The 15,958-nt window shown below is 57.3% G+C and carries 16 protein-coding genes; 6 read left to right on the top strand and 10 right to left on the bottom strand.

Annotated elements, in window-relative coordinates:
• The first annotated feature begins 60 nt into the window (after positions 1-60).
• Complete coding sequence (gene mlrA, locus ACOTZP_RS15235; protein ID WP_022648677.1) at positions 61-801, top strand: HTH-type transcriptional regulator MlrA; 741 nt, start codon at positions 61-63, stop codon at positions 799-801.
• Positions 802-869: 68 nt separating this feature from the next.
• A complete protein-coding gene (locus tag ACOTZP_RS15230; RefSeq protein WP_022648678.1) occupies positions 870-983 on the top strand; it encodes a protein YohO in 114 nt (37 codons plus the stop codon).
• Here ACOTZP_RS15230 and ACOTZP_RS15225 read toward each other — a convergent pair.
• From ACOTZP_RS15225 to bglX, 5 genes are all read right to left on the bottom strand, one after another.
• Positions 958-1,695 carry an ABC transporter permease gene (locus ACOTZP_RS15225; protein ID WP_023306597.1) on the bottom strand — a complete coding sequence of 246 codons (738 nt, stop codon included), beginning with the start codon at positions 1,693-1,695 and terminating at the stop codon, positions 958-960. The genes ACOTZP_RS15230 and ACOTZP_RS15225 overlap by 26 nt on opposite strands.
• Positions 1,679-2,629 carry an ABC transporter ATP-binding protein gene (locus ACOTZP_RS15220; protein ID WP_022651508.1) on the bottom strand — a complete coding sequence of 317 codons (951 nt, stop codon included), beginning with the start codon at positions 2,627-2,629 and terminating at the stop codon, positions 1,679-1,681. Before ACOTZP_RS15220 ends, ACOTZP_RS15225 begins: the two co-directional genes overlap by 17 nt.
• Entirely contained in the window at positions 2,622-3,779 is a 1,158-nt protein-coding gene (locus tag ACOTZP_RS15215; protein ID WP_023300579.1) for an ABC transporter permease, read from the bottom strand. The genes ACOTZP_RS15220 and ACOTZP_RS15215 overlap by 8 nt, the downstream gene beginning before the upstream one ends.
• Positions 3,780-3,791: 12 nt before the next feature.
• Complete coding sequence (gene osmF / locus ACOTZP_RS15210) at positions 3,792-4,709, bottom strand: glycine betaine ABC transporter substrate-binding protein OsmF (protein ID WP_022648682.1); 918 nt, start codon at positions 4,707-4,709, stop codon at positions 3,792-3,794.
• Between the two features lie 136 nt (positions 4,710-4,845).
• Positions 4,846-7,143, bottom strand: a complete 2,298-nt coding sequence (gene bglX / locus ACOTZP_RS15205; protein WP_271074987.1) for a beta-glucosidase BglX — start codon at positions 7,141-7,143, stop codon at positions 4,846-4,848.
• A 189-nt stretch (positions 7,144-7,332) separates the two neighbouring features.
• On the opposite strand from bglX, the gene dld reads away from it, so the two are divergent.
• Positions 7,333-9,090 (top strand): D-lactate dehydrogenase, encoded by a 1,758-nt coding sequence (gene dld / locus ACOTZP_RS15200; RefSeq protein ID WP_023330164.1) that lies wholly within the window; start codon positions 7,333-7,335, stop codon positions 9,088-9,090.
• A gap of 102 nt (positions 9,091-9,192) precedes the next feature.
• Positions 9,193-9,747 carry a GNAT family N-acetyltransferase gene (locus tag ACOTZP_RS15195; protein WP_058646977.1) on the top strand — a complete coding sequence of 185 codons (555 nt, stop codon included), beginning with the start codon at positions 9,193-9,195 and terminating at the stop codon, positions 9,745-9,747.
• 105 nt (positions 9,748-9,852) lie between these two features.
• Here ACOTZP_RS15195 and pbpG read toward each other — a convergent pair whose 3' ends face one another.
• Positions 9,853-10,776, bottom strand: a complete 924-nt coding sequence (pbpG, locus tag ACOTZP_RS15190; protein ID WP_006811291.1) for a D-alanyl-D-alanine endopeptidase — start codon at positions 10,774-10,776, stop codon at positions 9,853-9,855.
• A gap of 167 nt (positions 10,777-10,943) precedes the next feature.
• Positions 10,944-11,531 carry a Yip1 family protein gene (locus ACOTZP_RS15185; RefSeq protein ID WP_003859296.1) on the bottom strand — a complete coding sequence of 196 codons (588 nt, stop codon included), beginning with the start codon at positions 11,529-11,531 and terminating at the stop codon, positions 10,944-10,946.
• Positions 11,532-11,688: 157 nt separating this feature from the next.
• Between ACOTZP_RS15185 and ACOTZP_RS15180 the strand changes: the two genes are divergently transcribed.
• The gene (locus tag ACOTZP_RS15180) at positions 11,689-12,261 is read left to right on the top strand and encodes a DedA family protein (RefSeq protein ID WP_022648686.1); all 573 of its coding nucleotides are present in this window, start codon (positions 11,689-11,691) and stop codon (positions 12,259-12,261) included.
• A gap of 104 nt (positions 12,262-12,365) precedes the next feature.
• Here the strand turns inward: ACOTZP_RS15180 and ACOTZP_RS15175 are convergent, their stop codons facing one another.
• Together ACOTZP_RS15175 and mdtQ are read right to left on the bottom strand one after the other, a co-directional pair.
• The gene (locus ACOTZP_RS15175; RefSeq protein ID WP_271074988.1) at positions 12,366-13,127 is read right to left on the bottom strand and encodes an SDR family oxidoreductase; all 762 of its coding nucleotides are present in this window, start codon (positions 13,125-13,127) and stop codon (positions 12,366-12,368) included.
• Positions 13,128-13,177: 50 nt separating this feature from the next.
• On the bottom strand, positions 13,178-14,596 hold the full coding sequence (mdtQ, locus tag ACOTZP_RS15170) for a multidrug resistance outer membrane protein MdtQ (protein WP_023300583.1): 1,419 nt from the start codon (positions 14,594-14,596) through the stop codon (positions 13,178-13,180).
• Positions 14,597-14,801: 205 nt separating this feature from the next.
• Between mdtQ and yohP the strand changes: the two genes are divergently transcribed.
• Positions 14,802-14,885, top strand: coding sequence for a small membrane protein YohP (gene yohP, locus ACOTZP_RS15165; RefSeq protein WP_000698460.1), 84 nt, complete (start codon positions 14,802-14,804; stop codon positions 14,883-14,885).
• A gap of 45 nt (positions 14,886-14,930) precedes the next feature.
• Here the strand turns inward: yohP and dusC are convergent, their stop codons facing one another.
• Positions 14,931-15,866: a tRNA dihydrouridine(16) synthase DusC gene (gene dusC, locus ACOTZP_RS15160; protein WP_058646980.1), complete on the bottom strand. Its 936-nt coding sequence runs from the start codon at positions 15,864-15,866 to the stop codon at positions 14,931-14,933.
• Between the last annotated feature and the right edge of the window lie 92 nt (positions 15,867-15,958).

Here is a 15,958-nt window from a genome sequence, read left to right as displayed (position 1 = left end):
TCCTGGTTCCGCAAAGTGGGTCTACAGTTAAGCTGGGGACGCGCAAGCCTGGGGGCGAAAATGGCGCTTTACACGATAGGTGAAGTGGCACTCCTGTGTGATATCAATCCCGTTACGCTACGGGCGTGGCAGCGACGGTATGGATTGCTTAAGCCGCAAAGAACGGACGGCGGGCACCGCCTGTTTAACGATGCGGATATTGACCGGATCCGCGAGATCAAAAGCTGGATCGACAATGGCGTACAGGTAGGCAAGGTGAAGTCGCTTCTGAGCCAGGACGATCCTGATACGCAGCATCTCTGGCGCGAGCAGCAGGAAACGCTGCTGAGGCTGTTGCAGACCGGCAATTTGCAGCGTCTGCGCGGCTGGATCAAAGAACAGGGTCGAGACTACCCCGCGCAAACCCTGATCACCCATCTTTTTATTCCCCTACGGCGTCGGCTTCAGTGTCAGCAAACCACCTTACAGGCACTGCTCAGTATGCTTGATGGCGTGCTGATTAACTATATTTCCGTCTGTCTTGCCTCAGCGCGGAATAAAAACAGCAAAGATGCGCTGGTGATCGGCTGGAACGTCCACGATACCACCCGGCTGTGGCTCGAAGCCTGGATTGCCACCCAGCAGGGCTGGCGCGTTGACGTGCTTGCACACTCCCTGGCACAGCTCAGGCCGGAACTGTTTGAGGGGCAGACGCTGCTGGTCTGGTGTGGCGAAGTCCCCTCCGCTTCCCAGCAGCAGCTCCTGACGGAATGGCGCGAACATGGTTATCCCGTTTACTCGCTGGGGCCAAATGCGTTGTAACGCATTTAATGGTTCATTAACAGCTGCGCTTCACCGTATAATTGTTCCGTTAACAACAGGAGCACATGATGAAGGCAACGAAACTGGCCGTAATTACCCTTTTTGCACTGATGGCCGTCAGCGGTATCGGTGGCGTTATGCTTGCAGGTTACTCGTTTATTGTTCGCGGCGGTGTTGGCTGAGGTATCCGGCCAGGCGTTCAAACAGGCGATCCACCACAATCGCCGCCAGCGCAACCAGAACCGCCCCCTGAATAATATAAGCCGTGTTAAACCCGCTTAACCCAATAATGATTGGCGTCCCCAGCGTATTGACCCCGACCGTCGACGCGATGGTTGCCGTACCAATGTTGATGATCACGGACGTCCGCACACCGGCAATAATCACCGGTGCTGCCAGCGGCAGTTCAACCTTCAGTAGCCGCTGCCAGGCGCTCATTCCCATCCCTTCCGCTACGCTCAGCACCGATGCAGGCACCGCCGCAATGCCCGCCAGCGTCCCTTGCAGAATGGGCAACACGCCGTACAAGATCAGCGCAATGATGGCAGGCTCCTGCCCAAAACCGATCGCCGGCACGGCAATCGCCAGCACGGCCACCGGCGGGAAGGTCTGCCCCGTTGCGGCGATGGTCTCCACCAACGGACGGAACTCCCTGCCCGCAGGCCGCGTCACCGCAATACCGGCACCTGTGCCCAGCACGATGGAAATCACGCTTGACGCCGCTACCAGCCAGAAGTGCGCCAGGGCGAGATTAACAAAGCTCTCCTGCTGGTACACCGGGCGCGGCAGCCCGGGAATAAGCGCATTAAACAGCGCCGCGCTGTGCGGCATCAGGTAGAGTAAGGCGATAAACAGCCCTGTCAGCCAGAGTAACGGATCACGGACCCACTTCACGCGTCACCTCCCCCGCCAGCAGATCGCGAAAATGGATCGTCCCGCATGGTGTCCCCTGCCCGTCCGCAACGGGTAACACCTCACACTGCCGGGCGACAAACGCCGAAAGGGCATCGCGCAGGCTCATCCCGTCATGCAGCGGTTCACCACCGATTTGCGCATCCTGCGGACGCAGATAGTCCCTGACGGTGCGCAGCGAGAGCAGCCTGACGCCCAGCTCGCTGCGGCCAAAGAATTCACGCACAAAATCGTTTGCCGGCGACGTTAACAGCTCAAGCGGCGTACCCTGCTGGACGACTTCGCCGTGATCCATCAGTACCAGACGATCGGCCAGCCGCAGTGCTTCGTCGATATCATGCGTCACCAGCACGATGGTGCGCCCGAGAATACGGTGGATGCGGCTCATCTCGGCCTGAAGTGCGCCGCGGGTGACCGGATCCAGCGCGCCGAAGGGCTCATCCATCAGCAGTACCTGCGGGTTAGCGGCCAGCGCGCGCGCCACCCCGACCCGCTGCTGCTGTCCGCCGGAAAGCTGGTGCGGATAGCGGTTACGAAGCGACGCGTCCAGGCCCAGCAGCGCCATCAACTCGTCGACACGCTCATTGATCTTCCCCCGGGACCATTTTTCCAGCTGTGGCACGGTGGCAATGTTCTGCGCCACCGTCCAGTGGGGAAACAGGCCGATGGACTGAATGGCGTAGCCCATACGCCGCCGCAGCTCCAGCACCGGCAGGCTGCGGATCTCCTCTCCGGCAAAGCGAATCGTCCCGCTGTCGTGCTCCACCAGCCGATTGATCATCTTCAGCGTCGTCGATTTTCCCGACCCCGACGTCCCGATCAATACCGAGAACGCCCCCTCGGCAAAATGCAGATTGAGATGGCTTGCCGCCGGACGGCCCGCAAAGGTTTTACTCACATCATGAAATTCAATCATTGGCTCTTCTCCTGAGCAGCGCGAGCCACAGGGCAAACAGGGCATCCAGAACGACCGCCAGCGCAATCGTGGGCACAACGCCCAGCAACACCAGATCCAGCGCGCTGCTGAGCAGCCCCTGGAACACCAGCGCCCCAAAGCCGCCCGCCCCGATCAGCGCGGCAATTACCGCCATCCCAACGGTTTGCACCGTCACCACCCGCAGGCTGCGAACCAGCAGCGGAAGCGCAAGCGGCAGCTGTATTTTCCAGAAACACTGGCGCGCACTCATCCCCATCGCATGGGCGCTTTCCAGCACGTCGGGCGGAACCTGGCTTAACCCCGCCACCACGCCGCGCACCAGTGGCAGCAGCGCATACAGCACAAGGGCAATCAACGCCGGGGTCAGCCCGGTTCCGGCAATGCCTGCCGCGGCCAACGCAGGGAAGGATTTAACCAGACCGGCGAGGGGGGCAATCAGCAGGCCAAACAGGGCAACGGAGGGGATGGTCTGAATAACGTTGAGCACGGTAAAGACGGCACCCTGGCGGCTGGGATGTCGGTAGCACCACATGCCCAGCGGCACGCCCAGCAGCAGCGCCGGGACCAGCGTCCCGAACAGGATCGTCAGATGTTGCGCCAGCGCGTTGTCAAACACCTCCTGGCGGTTGACGTACTCTTTTAACAGCGAGAGTTGATTCAGATCGCCGCTGAAGAGGATCAGCAGGGGAATAACCCAGAATTGCGCGTTCAGCAGCCAGCGCCACACAGGTATCGGCGTCAGGCGGCGAATGGCATCGCTACAGGCCAGCAGGCAGAGTGCCAGCCACAGCCACAGGCCGCTGCCAATCGACGTGCGCGCCAGAGGGCTTTCAACCGAGGCCATCTGCGTTGCCGCCTGTCCCGCGCTCCAGAACAGTACGATAAACAGCGCTTCGCTGAGCAGAAGCGTCAGCCACAGCGCGGTTCGCCCCGGCCAGAAGGCTAAGACTACGGTACTCGCCAGCGCCGCGCCCAGCAGCAGCGGCGTAAATGCCCAGATCTGCCACAGCGCGCGCGGTTCGCCCGACACCAGACGGTTTGGCGCGACATTCACAAAAGGTAACGCGACCGCCACGATGGCCACACAGACCAACAGCAGCAGGACGCGGTTATGACATTTTATTGGCACAGCCTTATCCCGTTACTTCACAAGCCCTTGTTGTTTCAGGAAGTCGGCAGCCACTTTTTTGGCATCCAGCCCCTCTACGGCAATGCTGGCATTCAGCTGTTGCAGCGTTTTCGCATCCAGTTTTTCAAACACCGGTTTGAGCCAATCGTCGATATCCGGGTAGGCTTTCAGCACCGCCTCGCGCACGACCGGGGTTGGGGCGTAAATTGGCTGAACGCCTTTCGGGTCGGTCAGGGTTTGCAGACCAAGCGCCGCGACCGGGCCGTCGGTGCCGTAAGCCATCGCCGCGTTGACGCCGGAGGTTTTCTGCGCCGCCGCCTTAATGGTCACCGCCGTGTCGCCGCCCGCCAGAGAAAGTAGCTGTGCCTGATCGAGCTTGAAATCATAAGCTTTTTCAAACGCTGGCAGGGCATCAGCGCGCTCGATAAACTCTGCCGAGGCCGCGAGCTTAAACTCGCCCTTCTCTTTCAGGTAGCGGCTGAGATCGTCAAGCGAGGTGAGCTTGCCTTTCTCGGCGATATCTTTGCGCACCGCGATGGTCCAGGTGTTGTTGGCCGGTGCCGGTGTAAGCCAGACCAGCTTATTTTTTTCCGCGTCCAGCTTTTTGACTTTTTCGTACCCGGCTTTGGCATTTTTCCAGGCCGGATCGTTTTCATCCTTGAAGAAGAATGCCCCGTTGCCGGTGTATTCCGGGTAGATATCCAGCTCGCCGGAAGTGATAGCACCGCGCACGACAGGCGTAGTGCCAAGCTGCACTTTATTGACCGTTTTCACGCCGTGGCTTTCGAGCACCTGCAAAATGATATTGCCGAGCAACGCGCCCTCGGTATCAATTTTGGAACCCACCTTAACCGGCTCTGCGGCCTGTAACGGCAGGCTCAGCGCCGCCAGAAGCACCGCCGACCCTGTTATCCCCTTAATAATCGTCATTCTACTTTCCTCATTATTTTGTGGCCTTTTTCATAGGCTTGAGAGAAAAGCGTAGCTTAAAACAGTGAATTTAACCGTTTTTCGTACCAGATGAGAGGCATCCCCCGCCAGGCGGGGGATAGGGAGAAAGGTAAGATTATTGCAGTTCAAACTCGGCTTTGTTCACCCGGGCGGAATCCACGCCGATGAAGACGTTGAATTTGCCAGGCTCGGCATCGTATTTCATCTGCTGATTCCAGAACTTCAGCGCATTTACGTCAATCGGGAAGCTGACCGTTTTGGTTTCGCCCGGTTTCAGGTTGACCTTTTCGAAGCCGCGCAGCTGTTTCACCGGACGGCTCATGGAGGCCGTGACATCCTGAACGTACATCTGGATCACCGTCGCGCCTTCGCGTTTGCCGCTGTTGGTCACTTCCACGCTGGCGGTCACTTTGCCGTCACGCTTCAGGGTCGACGCCGACATTTTCACGTCAGAGACCTTAAACGTGGTGTAGCTCAGGCCATAGCCAAACGGATAGAGCGGGCCGTTAGCCTCGTCGAAGTAACGGGACGTGTACTTGTTCGGCTTGTCGGCGTTGTACGGACGACCGGTGTTCAGGTGGCTGTAGTAAACCGGGATCTGCCCGACGGAGCGCGGGAAGGACATCGGCAGCTTGCCGGACGGGTTGTAATCGCCAAACAGCACGTCGGCAATGGCGTTACCGCCTTCGGTACCGGCGAACCAGGTTTCCAGAATGGCGTCAGCCTGCTGGTCTTCTTTCACCAGCGCCAGCGGACGCCCGTTCATCAGCACCAGCACCAGCGGCTTGCCGGTGGCTTTCAGGGCCGCGATCAGGTCACGCTGGCTTTGCGGGATCGTGATGTCGGTCCGGCTGGAGGCTTCGTGCGCCATCCCCTGCGCTTCACCTACCACGGCGACCACCACGTCGGACTGCTTCGCGGCGTTAACCGCTTCGTCGATCATCTCTTTCGGCGTGCGTGGATCCACCTTCACCGCTTCCTCGTACTGGTTGAGGAAGGTCACGATGTCTTTATCGTCGGTGACGTTTGCGCCTTTGGCGTAAACCACTTTTGCATTATCACCCACAGCGCTCTTAATGCCTGTCAGCACGGTAACGGACTGATCCGCCACGCCTGCGGCGGACCAGCTGCCCATGACGTCACGCTTGCTGTCGGCCAGCGGACCGACCACGGCAATGGTGCCGGATTTTTTCAGCGGCAGCGTGTCGAGACGGTTTTTCAGCAGCACCAGGCTTTCGCGCGCCACTTCGCGGGCTTCTTTGCGGTGCAGGCGGCTTTCAGCATTGGTGTCCGCCGGATCAGACTCCTTCGGCCCCAGATGGCTGTAAGGATCGTTAAACAGCCCCATGTCATATTTCACGTTCAGCACGTGGCGAGCGGCATCGTCCAGCTCCGCCATCGTCACCTTGCCGCTCTTCACCAGCCCCGGCAGGTATTTGCTGTAGTATTCGTCGCTCATGCTCATGTTGATGCCGGACTTGAGTGCCACGCGTACCGCATCTTCCGGGTCAGACGCTGTGCCGTGCTTGATCAGCTCTTTAATCGCCCCGTGATCCGAAACGGTGATGCCCTTGAAGCCCCACTGGTCGCGCAGCACATCTTTCAGCAGCCACGAATCGGAGGTGGCAGGCGTGCCGTTGAGAGAGTTCAATGCCACCATCACCGCGCCGCTGCCCGCGTCCAGCCCCGCTTTGTACGGCGGCATATAGTCGTTAAACAGGCGCTGCGGACTCATGTCCACGGTGTTGTACTCTTTGCCGCCTTCCACCGCGCCATAGGCGGCGAAGTGCTTGACGCTGGTCATCACCGAGTAACGATCTGCCGGACTTTTGCCCTGCATCGCTTCCACCATGGTTTTGCCCATCGTGGCGGTTAAATAAGTATCTTCCCCAAAGCCCTCCGAAGCACGGCCCCAGCGCGGATCGCGGGAGACGTCTACCATCGGCGCCCAGGTCATGTTCAGGCCGTCGTCTGCGGCTTCATATGCCGATACGCGCCCGACGGTTTTCACCGCATCGAGGTTAAAGGAGGAGGCTAAGCCGAGGCTAATCGGGAAGACGGTACGCTGGCCGTGCACCACGTCGTAGGCGAAGAACAGCGGAATTTTCAGGCGGCTCAGTTCCATCACCTGATCCTGCATTTTGCGGATATCCTGGCGGGTAACGGTGTTAAAAATGGCTCCTACCTGCCCATCTTTGATCATCTCGCGAATGGCTTCTTTCGGGTTATCCGGGCCGACGCTGATCAGGCGCAGCTGGCCGATTTTCTCATCGACCGTCATCTTTTTGAGTAAATCCGTGACAAAGGCGTCGCGGGCTTCAGGCGTGAGCGGGTGATTACCAAACAAATCCTCTGCCAGCGCAGGTTGCAGCGCCAGGCTGACGGCGACACCTACATAACATAGCCATTTCATGTTGTTATTCTCTCTCATCAATAACCGCGGGAAGCACCCGGCCAGACCGTGCGAAAAGCGCAGTGTGCCACAAAGCCTGAAAACCTTGCAGGGTTATTCTCTGATTTTTCTCATGAATACCCGACCGCTCAACGTCTAATCGCGCTATGCTTTACAGCGAGAAATTTGCCCCACCACAAGGAGTGGAAGATGTCTTCTGTTCGAACTAACGATAACACTACTTTTATTAACGAACTGTCGCGCCTGGTTGGTCACTCTCACCTGCTTACCGACCCGGCCAAAACCGCCCGCTACCGTAAGGGCTTTCGCTCCGGCCAGGGCGACGCGCTGGCGGTGGTCTTCCCCGGTACGTTGCTCGAACTGTGGCGCGTGCTCAGCGCCTGCGTTGCGGCAGACAAGATTATTTTAATGCAGGCTGCTAACACCGGCCTGACTGAAGGCTCCACGCCGAACGGCAACGATTACGATCGTGACATCGTGATTATCAGCACCCTGCGCCTCGACAAACTGCACCTGCTGGACAAGGGTGAACAGGTACTCGCCTTCCCCGGCACCACGCTCTACTCGCTGGAAAAGGCGCTTAAGCCGCTGGGTCGCGAACCGCACTCGGTGATCGGCTCTTCGTGCATTGGTGCCTCGGTGATCGGCGGGATCTGCAATAACTCCGGCGGCTCGCTGGTGCAGCGCGGCCCGGCCTACACGGAGATGTCGCTGTTTGCCCGTATCGATGAAAACGGCAAGCTGACGCTGGTTAACCATTTGGGGATCGATCTGGGTGTAACGCCAGAGCAGATCCTCAGCAAACTTGACGATGACCGCGTGAAGGACGAAGACGTTCAGCACGATGGCCGTCACGCGCATGACCACGATTACATCACCCGCGTGCGCGATATCAATGCCGATACGCCAGCGCGCTATAACGCCGATCCGGATCGCCTGTTTGAATCCTCCGGCTGCGCGGGCAAGCTGGCCGTTTTTGCGGTGCGCCTCGATACCTTCCCGGCAGAGAAAAAGCAGCAGGTGTTTTACATTGGCACCAATCAGCCGGAGGTGCTGACGGAGATCCGCCGTCATATTCTGGCCGAGTTCACTCACCTGCCGGTGGCGGGCGAGTATATGCACCGGGACATTTATGACATCGCTGAGCGCTACGGCAAAGATACCTTCCTGATGATCGACAAGCTCGGCACCGACAAAATGCCGTTCTTCTTCACCATGAAGGGCCGCACCGACGCGATGCTGGAGAAAGTGTCGCTGTTCAAACCGCACTTCACCGACCGCTTTATGCAGAAACTGGGCAACGCCTTCCCGGCGCATTTACCGGAGCGGATGAAGACCTGGCGCGATAAGTATGAGCACCACCTGCTGCTGAAAATGGCCGGGGACGGAATTGCCGAAGCGCAGAGCTGGCTCACCGAGTTCTTCAAAACTGCCGACGGGGATTTCTTCGCCTGCACGCCGGAAGAAGGCAGCAAAGCCTTCCTGCACCGCTTCGCCGCGGCGGGTGCGGCTATCCGTTATCAGGCTGTGCATTCCGAAGAGGTAGAGGATATTCTGGCGCTGGATATTGCCCTGCGTCGCAACGATACCGAGTGGTTTGAACATCTGCCGCCGGAGATTGACAGCAAGCTGGTGCACAAGCTCTATTACGGCCACTTCATGTGCTATGTCTTCCACCAGGATTACATCGTCAAAAAAGGGGTGGATGCGCATGCGTTGAAAGAGCAGATGCTGGCGTTGCTGCACGAGCGTGGCGCGCAATATCCTGCCGAGCATAACGTGGGGCATTTGTACAAAGCGCCGGAGACGCTTAAACAGTTTTATCGCAAAAATGACCCTACAAACAGTATGAACCCCGGCATTGGTAAGACAACGCGGAAGAAATACTGGAAAGAGAGTGCCGAAACAGAGGAGCACAATACGCAAGCCTCTGATGAACGCCTATAGCCAAATTTAAGAGATTGTTAAGCTCTCCTCAATCGTACTAGAGTATCTGCCTGTTGCCAGAGAAACGTTTCTCTGGCTTTCCAAACAAGGAGCGGGCAGAACATGTCGGCTGTAGAGATTTTACCCGAAACTGAAATCGAGGTGCGCGACGCCCTTCCTGACGATGCACATGCCATCTCGGCGATATACGCCTGGCATGTGCTTCATGGCCGTGCGTCCTTCGAGGAAGTTCCCCCCACCGTCGATGAGATGCGTCAGCGGATGAAGAGTGTGACCGACAGCGGTTTACCGTGGCTGGTTGCGCTGTATCGCGGCATTGTCGTCGGCTATTGCTACGCCACGTTTTATCGTCCACGCCAGGCCTACCGGTACACCCTTGAGGAATCCATCTATGTGGATGCCAGCACCACCGGGCGCGGGTTTGGTACGGCGCTGATGGATGCCCTGATTGCACGGTGTGAGCAAGGTCCCTGGCGGCAGATGATTGCTGTGGTCGGTGACGGAAACAATAATGCGGGATCGTTACGGCTGCATAAAAAACATGGCTTCGAGGTTGTCGGTCAACTGCGCAGCGTAGGGTATAAGAAGGGCGACTGGCGGGATACGTTGATCATGCAGCGTCCACTCAACGATGGTGACTGGACGCTGCCGGAGTAGGCGCTTTCGCCCGGTGGCGCTCCGCTTACCGGGCCTACGTATCGGGGCCGCTTTAGGGCCGTAGGCCGGGTAAGGCGAAGCCGCCACCCGGCACAGACAGGCGACTCAGTCGTTCTGCGCCGTCGCCATCTGTTCCGCTTTCTGCTTTTTATACGCCAGCGCTGAAGCCGGCACCGGCTGCACTTTCCCGGTTTCAATCCAGGTGCGCAGGCGGCTGGCATCCGCAAAGTGGGTATATTTGCCGAAGGCATCCATCACCACCAGCGCCACTGGTTTACCGTTAAACACGGTGCGCATCACCAGGCAGTGCCCTGCCGCATTGGTGAATCCGGTCTTGGTTAACTGAATATTCCAGTTATCGCGATACACCAGATGGTTAGTGTTGCGGAACGGCAGCGTATACGCCGGGTTCGAGAATGTCGCCATCTCCTCACGCGTGGTGCTGAGCTGACCAATCAGCGGGTATTGCTTACTGGCGATCAGCAGCTTGGTTAAATCACGCGCCGTCGAGACGTTATGGATCGACAGACCGGTTGGCTCCACGAAATGGGTATTTTTCATCCCCAGCGCTTTGGCTTTGGCATTCATCGCGCGGATAAACGCGTCGTAACCGCCAGGATAATGGTGGGCAAGGCTCGCCGCCGCGCGGTTCTCTGAGGACATCAGCGCCAACAGCAGCATATTTTTACGGCTGATTTCACTGTTCAGACGCACGCGAGAGTAGATCCCTTTCATCTCTGGCGTGTGGCTGATATCCACTTTTAGCTTTTCGTCCAGCGGCAGTCGTGCATCAAGCACCACCATCGCGGTCATGACTTTGGTTATGGAAGCGATCGGGCGCACCAGATCCGGGTGACTGGCGTAGATCACCTTGTTGGTATTCAGGTCAACGATCATCGCGCTGCCGGACGCAATCTGGGGTTGCGCAGCAGCGGTGGCAACTGCGGGCGTTTTGGCGATGGCTGGCGCGGTAGCGGAGACGCCCAACAGTAGCGCAAGACTAAGGAGTGACACTCGAAATTTCAGCATGATGAGACTTCTGATAATGATTCACGCACGTTATGACGTACACCGCCTGTGTCGACGGATAAACACAGGCTGGCTTCGGCATCATAGCGGTCACCGTGCGTTGTCGCCAGCGGAGAATCATAACCAGATGCTGCATTGCTGGCATTTACGCCAGCAATGCAGGGGACTTAAAAGAGACGGTATCCATAACCCCAAAGAATAACTGTCAGGGCCAGTAGCGCCTCAAGGACCAGCACGCCGATGGCAAGCGTAGAGCTGGAGAAGCTCAGGCCCTCTTCTTTATTGATGTTGAGGAAGGTTGGCACTCCTACATACAGCAGATAACCGGTGTAAAAGAGGGCAACCGTACCGATCAGCGCGCACAGCCAGACCAGTGGATAGAGCGCAACAATACCGCTTAAGAACAGCGGGGTCGCGACGTATCCGGCGAAGACCATACAGTGTGCCAGCGACGGGCGCTGCGGATAGTTGCGCGCCATCCAGTGGATGACCCGCCCCATTACCGCCACCCCGGCCAGCATCAGGCCATAAAACAGAATGGCCAGGTACAGTCCGGTAAACCAGGAAAGCTGAACCACGGTGCCGTCACCAAAGTTCCAGCCTATTTGCGTAGTACCAATAAACGCGCAGACCACCGGCACCGCTGCCATCAGCAGGACGTGGTGGGTGTAGTGATGCGCGACCGTTTCGTTCTCGTTACGGATGACCTGCATTTCACGATCGGGATGGGAGAAAAGTCCCCAGACATGGTTCATAACGCCCCCTTGTTGTCGGCCCGTCAGCGATAGCTAAAGTATAATGCAGGCTTTAGATTATTTTATGTACAGTGGGAAATTTCCGTTGATTGCCGCGTGGTTGATGGATGGGGTATATGATTAACGCAGGCACAGTAAGGGAGACGACATTTACTTAATGGATATCAACGGTCTTATTGAACAATATGGATACGCCGCGCTGGTCATCGGCAGCGTGGCAGAGGGTGAAACCATCACGCTGCTGGGCGGAGTGGCCGCACATCAGGGATTGCTGAAATTCCCGCTGGTGGTCGCCGCCGTCGCACTGGGCGGTATGATTGGCGACCAGCTGCTCTACTTTCTGGGTCTGCGCTTTGGTCCGACGCTTTTACAACGTTTTGCTAAGCATCAAAAGAAAATTCGTCGTGCTCAGCGGCTTATCCAGCGGCATCCCTATATGTTTGTGATTGGCACCCGCTTTATGTATGGCTTTCGCATCATTGGGCCAATACTGATTGGCGCGAGCCGCTTACCGCCGAAAATTTTCCTGCCGCTGAACATTATCGGGGCGATTGCCTGGGCGCTGATTTTTACCACGCTTGGCTACGTGGGTGGCGAAGTGATAGGCCCGTGGCTGCATAATCTCGATCAGCATCTTAAACACTGGGCCTGGTTGATCCTGGTTGTTGCGGTGGTGATTGGGGTACGGCTGTGGCTCAAGCATCGTGAAAAGCGGCGGGATGAAGAGTGAGTGCGGCCTGCTGCCCCTCAACCTACCCCTCTCCCCAAAGGGGAGAGGGAACTCTATACACCCTCTCCCCTTTGGGGAGAGGGCTGGGGTGAGGGGAATGTTTATTATGCTGGCTTAAACTGCGGATTCGCCAGCATAAAACCACCGTCGACGATAAACGACTGCCCGGTGGTGTAGCTGGCGTCGCTGTCACACAGCCACGCCACCAGGCTGGCTATTTCTTTCGTATGCCCTGGCCGTGCCAGCGGGATTTCCGGCATTGAGCCTTCTTTCACTTCGCTGTCGTCCATATCATTCATCGGCGTGGCGATCGCACCAGGCGCAACGGCGTTCACCAGAATCTTATGTTTAACCAGCTCCAGCGCCATCGATTTTGTTAACCCGCCCAGGGCATGTTTGGCCGCCGTATAGGCGCTGGCGTCCGGCAATGGTGTATGTTCATGCACCGAGGTGATGTTCACGATCCGCCCCCCTTCTCCCTGCTTCACCATCTGACGCGCCGCGATTTGCGAGCAGAGAAACGCGCCGTCCACGTCAACGGTGAATATGTGCCGCCAGTCGTCAAACGACAGGTCCAGAAATGGCGCTTTGTTCATCGCCCCGGCATTGTTAACCAGCACATTCAGCCGCCCGAAACGCGTAATCAGGGTTTCAATGGGCTTTGCGCCTTCCGGCAAATTGCTTAAGTCGAGCTGGATGGCCTCGGCACGCTGCCCGCGCGCTTCAATTTCACGGCAGGTTGCCAGCGCCCCTTCCTCATCTGAATGCCAGGTCACCCCGATATCAAACCCGCGTTCGGCCAGCATCAGGGCCGTCGTTTTGCCAATTCCTGAATCCGATGCGGTAACAATTGCGACTCGCGTCATACTCACCTCCTGAAAATCTGCAAAGAGGTAAGTATAGATAATGCGCGATTTTAGCTGTGATGATATCCGCCACCCAGCGCGGAGGTGAGCTGGAGCGTAGCATCCACGTACTGACCTTTCAGCATCAACCCGGCAATACGCTCTTTGAGCGCCGGAATTTTTGCTTCACTCACCCGCGAGCCGGCAATGATCCCCGCGCTGAAGCGCGCCTGTGCCAGCGCAACGACGCGCGCCGCATCTTTTTCGATCTGCTGCTGGTGCTGATTTTTGGCGGTCAGGGTTTCCACTTCGCTGGCCGTCCGGGCAACCTGGTTTACGGCGTCCACTACGGCCTTGTTGTAGTTCGCCACGGAAAGGTTGTTTTGCGCCTGGGCGATATCCAGGTTCGCATTCAACCGACCGCTGTCAAAAATTGGCAGCGTCAGACCCGCGGTTACGCCCATTTGCTGAGCAGATGAGCGGAACAGGTCGCTAAGGTGCAATGCATCCTGCTGCAAGAACGCCATCAAATTGATGTCAGGGTAGAACGCGGCTCTGGCGGCATCCACTTCGCTCATGGACGCTTCGATATACCAGTGCGCCTCCTGCAAATCCGGGCGGCGAGCCAGCAGCTCATAACCGAGCATTGACGGCAGCGACGCCTCTGCGTCAGGTAAGGCATGCCGGGCGAGCGTGACTGAAGGGGTATTGGTCAATGCATTCAGACGCGCCTCAATGGCCTTCATTTTGCCGTGCACGTCAGCGAGCTGTTCATCGGTTTTGCTGGCATTGATATCTGTTTCAACGCCTTCCACCGAGGAGGTAATGCCGTGCTGATAAAGCTCACGATCGGCACCGATGATATTTTCCTGCTCCCGTTTGATCTGCGCGAGCACGTCACCCACCGCGGCCTCGGTCTGCCAGTCCCAGTACAGCCGCGCGACGCTGCTGGCGAGCAGCTGTCGGGTCTGCTCCAGCTCCGCTTTTTGCGCATTCACTTTACCGATGCGGGCCTCAATTTGGGCGCGGTTTTTACCCCATAAATCCAGATCCCATCCGGCCGTCAGACCAAAGGTGCCGTTGGTGTACCAGGGTCCGGTTGTCCCCGCCGCCGGGTCAGTCAGGGCGAATGGCCCCATCAGCCCCTCTGCCGACATCTTTTGCCGTTCCACATCTGCGGAAAAATCCATTTGTGGACCATCAGCAGCGACAGCGGCTTTCGCCTGTGCTTCTGCCAGGGTGATGCGCTGCCGGGCAATTTGCATATCCGGTGCATCCGCCAGCGCTTTAGCAATCAGCGCGTTAAGCTGAGGGTCATTAAAATCTTTCCACCATTCGTTTTTTGGCCAGTCGGCATGACTTAGTTGGGTATTTACAGCAGCGGCGGCGGCTTGCGTTTTCACTGGAGACACCGTGGCATGTTCCGGCGCGCAGGCGGACAGCATAAAAATAAGGGGAGCACTCAGAGATAAAGTAAGAGAACGTTTCATTACGCCATAAACTCAAAAAAAATAAAGGCGCAACTTACGCTTACTGACGTTCCGTTTTTTAGTAACGCGTGGCAATCCGCATATTGTTATACATTTTCATATCCGGAAATTTATTCCCCAAGCGAATGATTTAATTTCACCTATTCATACCAATTATGAATTGACTGCTACACTTACTGACGACAGACATACGCAGGAGAGGCGAATGAAAATATTATTGTGGGCTATTTTGATTATATTTCTGATAGGGCTGCTGGTGGTAACCGGCGTATTCAAAATGATTTTCTGATACGTTTGCCCGGCTCCGCGCCGGGCAAACGTATTCACACTTCACTCAGTGCTTCGACTGGATCACACGGGCAATATCCGCCGACGTCTGTAGCGTACGGATCTCCTGAAATAATCCCAGCGCGTCGTCGTACTCTTTCCGTAAATAACTCAGCCACTGCTTAATGCGCGCGACGTGATACAACCCGGTATCGCCCTGCTTTTCCAGCCGCGTGTATTTTTGCAGGAGTTTCACCACGTCCGCCCACGGCATCCGCGGCTCATTGTATTTCACCACCCGGCTGAGGTTCGGCACGTTCAGCGCACCGCGGCCAATCATCACGGCATTACAGCCGGTCTCTTTGAGGCAGGCCTGCGCGCTCTCATAATCCCAGATTTCGCCGTTAGCAATCACCGGAATAGTAAGCCGTCTGCGGATCTCGCCAATCGCCTGCCAGTTAATGCGCTCGGCTTTATAACCATCCTCTTTGGTTCGCCCGTGCACCACCAGCTCGGTGGCGCCCGCCTGCTGCACCGCGTCGGCAATTTCAAACTGCCTGTCGCCGCTGTCCCATCCCAGACGCACTTTGACCGTCACCGGTAGATGCGATGGCACCGCCTCACGCATGGCCTTTGCGCCGCGATAAATCAATTCCGGATCTTTGAGTAACGTCGCCCCGCCGCCGCTGCCGTTGACCAGCTTTGACGGACAGCCGCAGTTAAGATCGACACCGTACGAGCCAAGCGCTACCGCGCGGGCGGCGTTTTCCGCCAGCCACTCAGGATACTGGCCGAGCAGCTGGACGCGCACCAGCGTACCGGAGGGGGTGCGGCTCTGACGATGCAGTTCCGGACAGAGACGATAAAATGATTTTTCTGGCAGCAACATATCGACCACGCGCAAAAACTCCGTCACGCAGAGATCGTAATCGTTCACCTCGGTAAGCAGCTCGCGCACAAGAGAGTCGAGCACGCCTTCCATCGGGGCCAGTAAAACACGCATTCTGAGTACCTGTGAAAAAAGACGCGCTATAGTAGCTGCTCTCTATGTATGTTGAAAGCCCGGCGTTCCATTCTGGAATGTCTGGTATGCCC

This window comes from Enterobacter cloacae complex sp. SYL001 (genome assembly GCF_049237025.1).
In the GTDB taxonomy this organism is placed as follows: Bacteria; Pseudomonadota; Gammaproteobacteria; order Enterobacterales; family Enterobacteriaceae; genus Enterobacter; species Enterobacter intestinihominis.
Note: the sequence above shows the minus strand (reverse complement) of the source record. Positions and strands in the feature narration are given on the sequence as shown.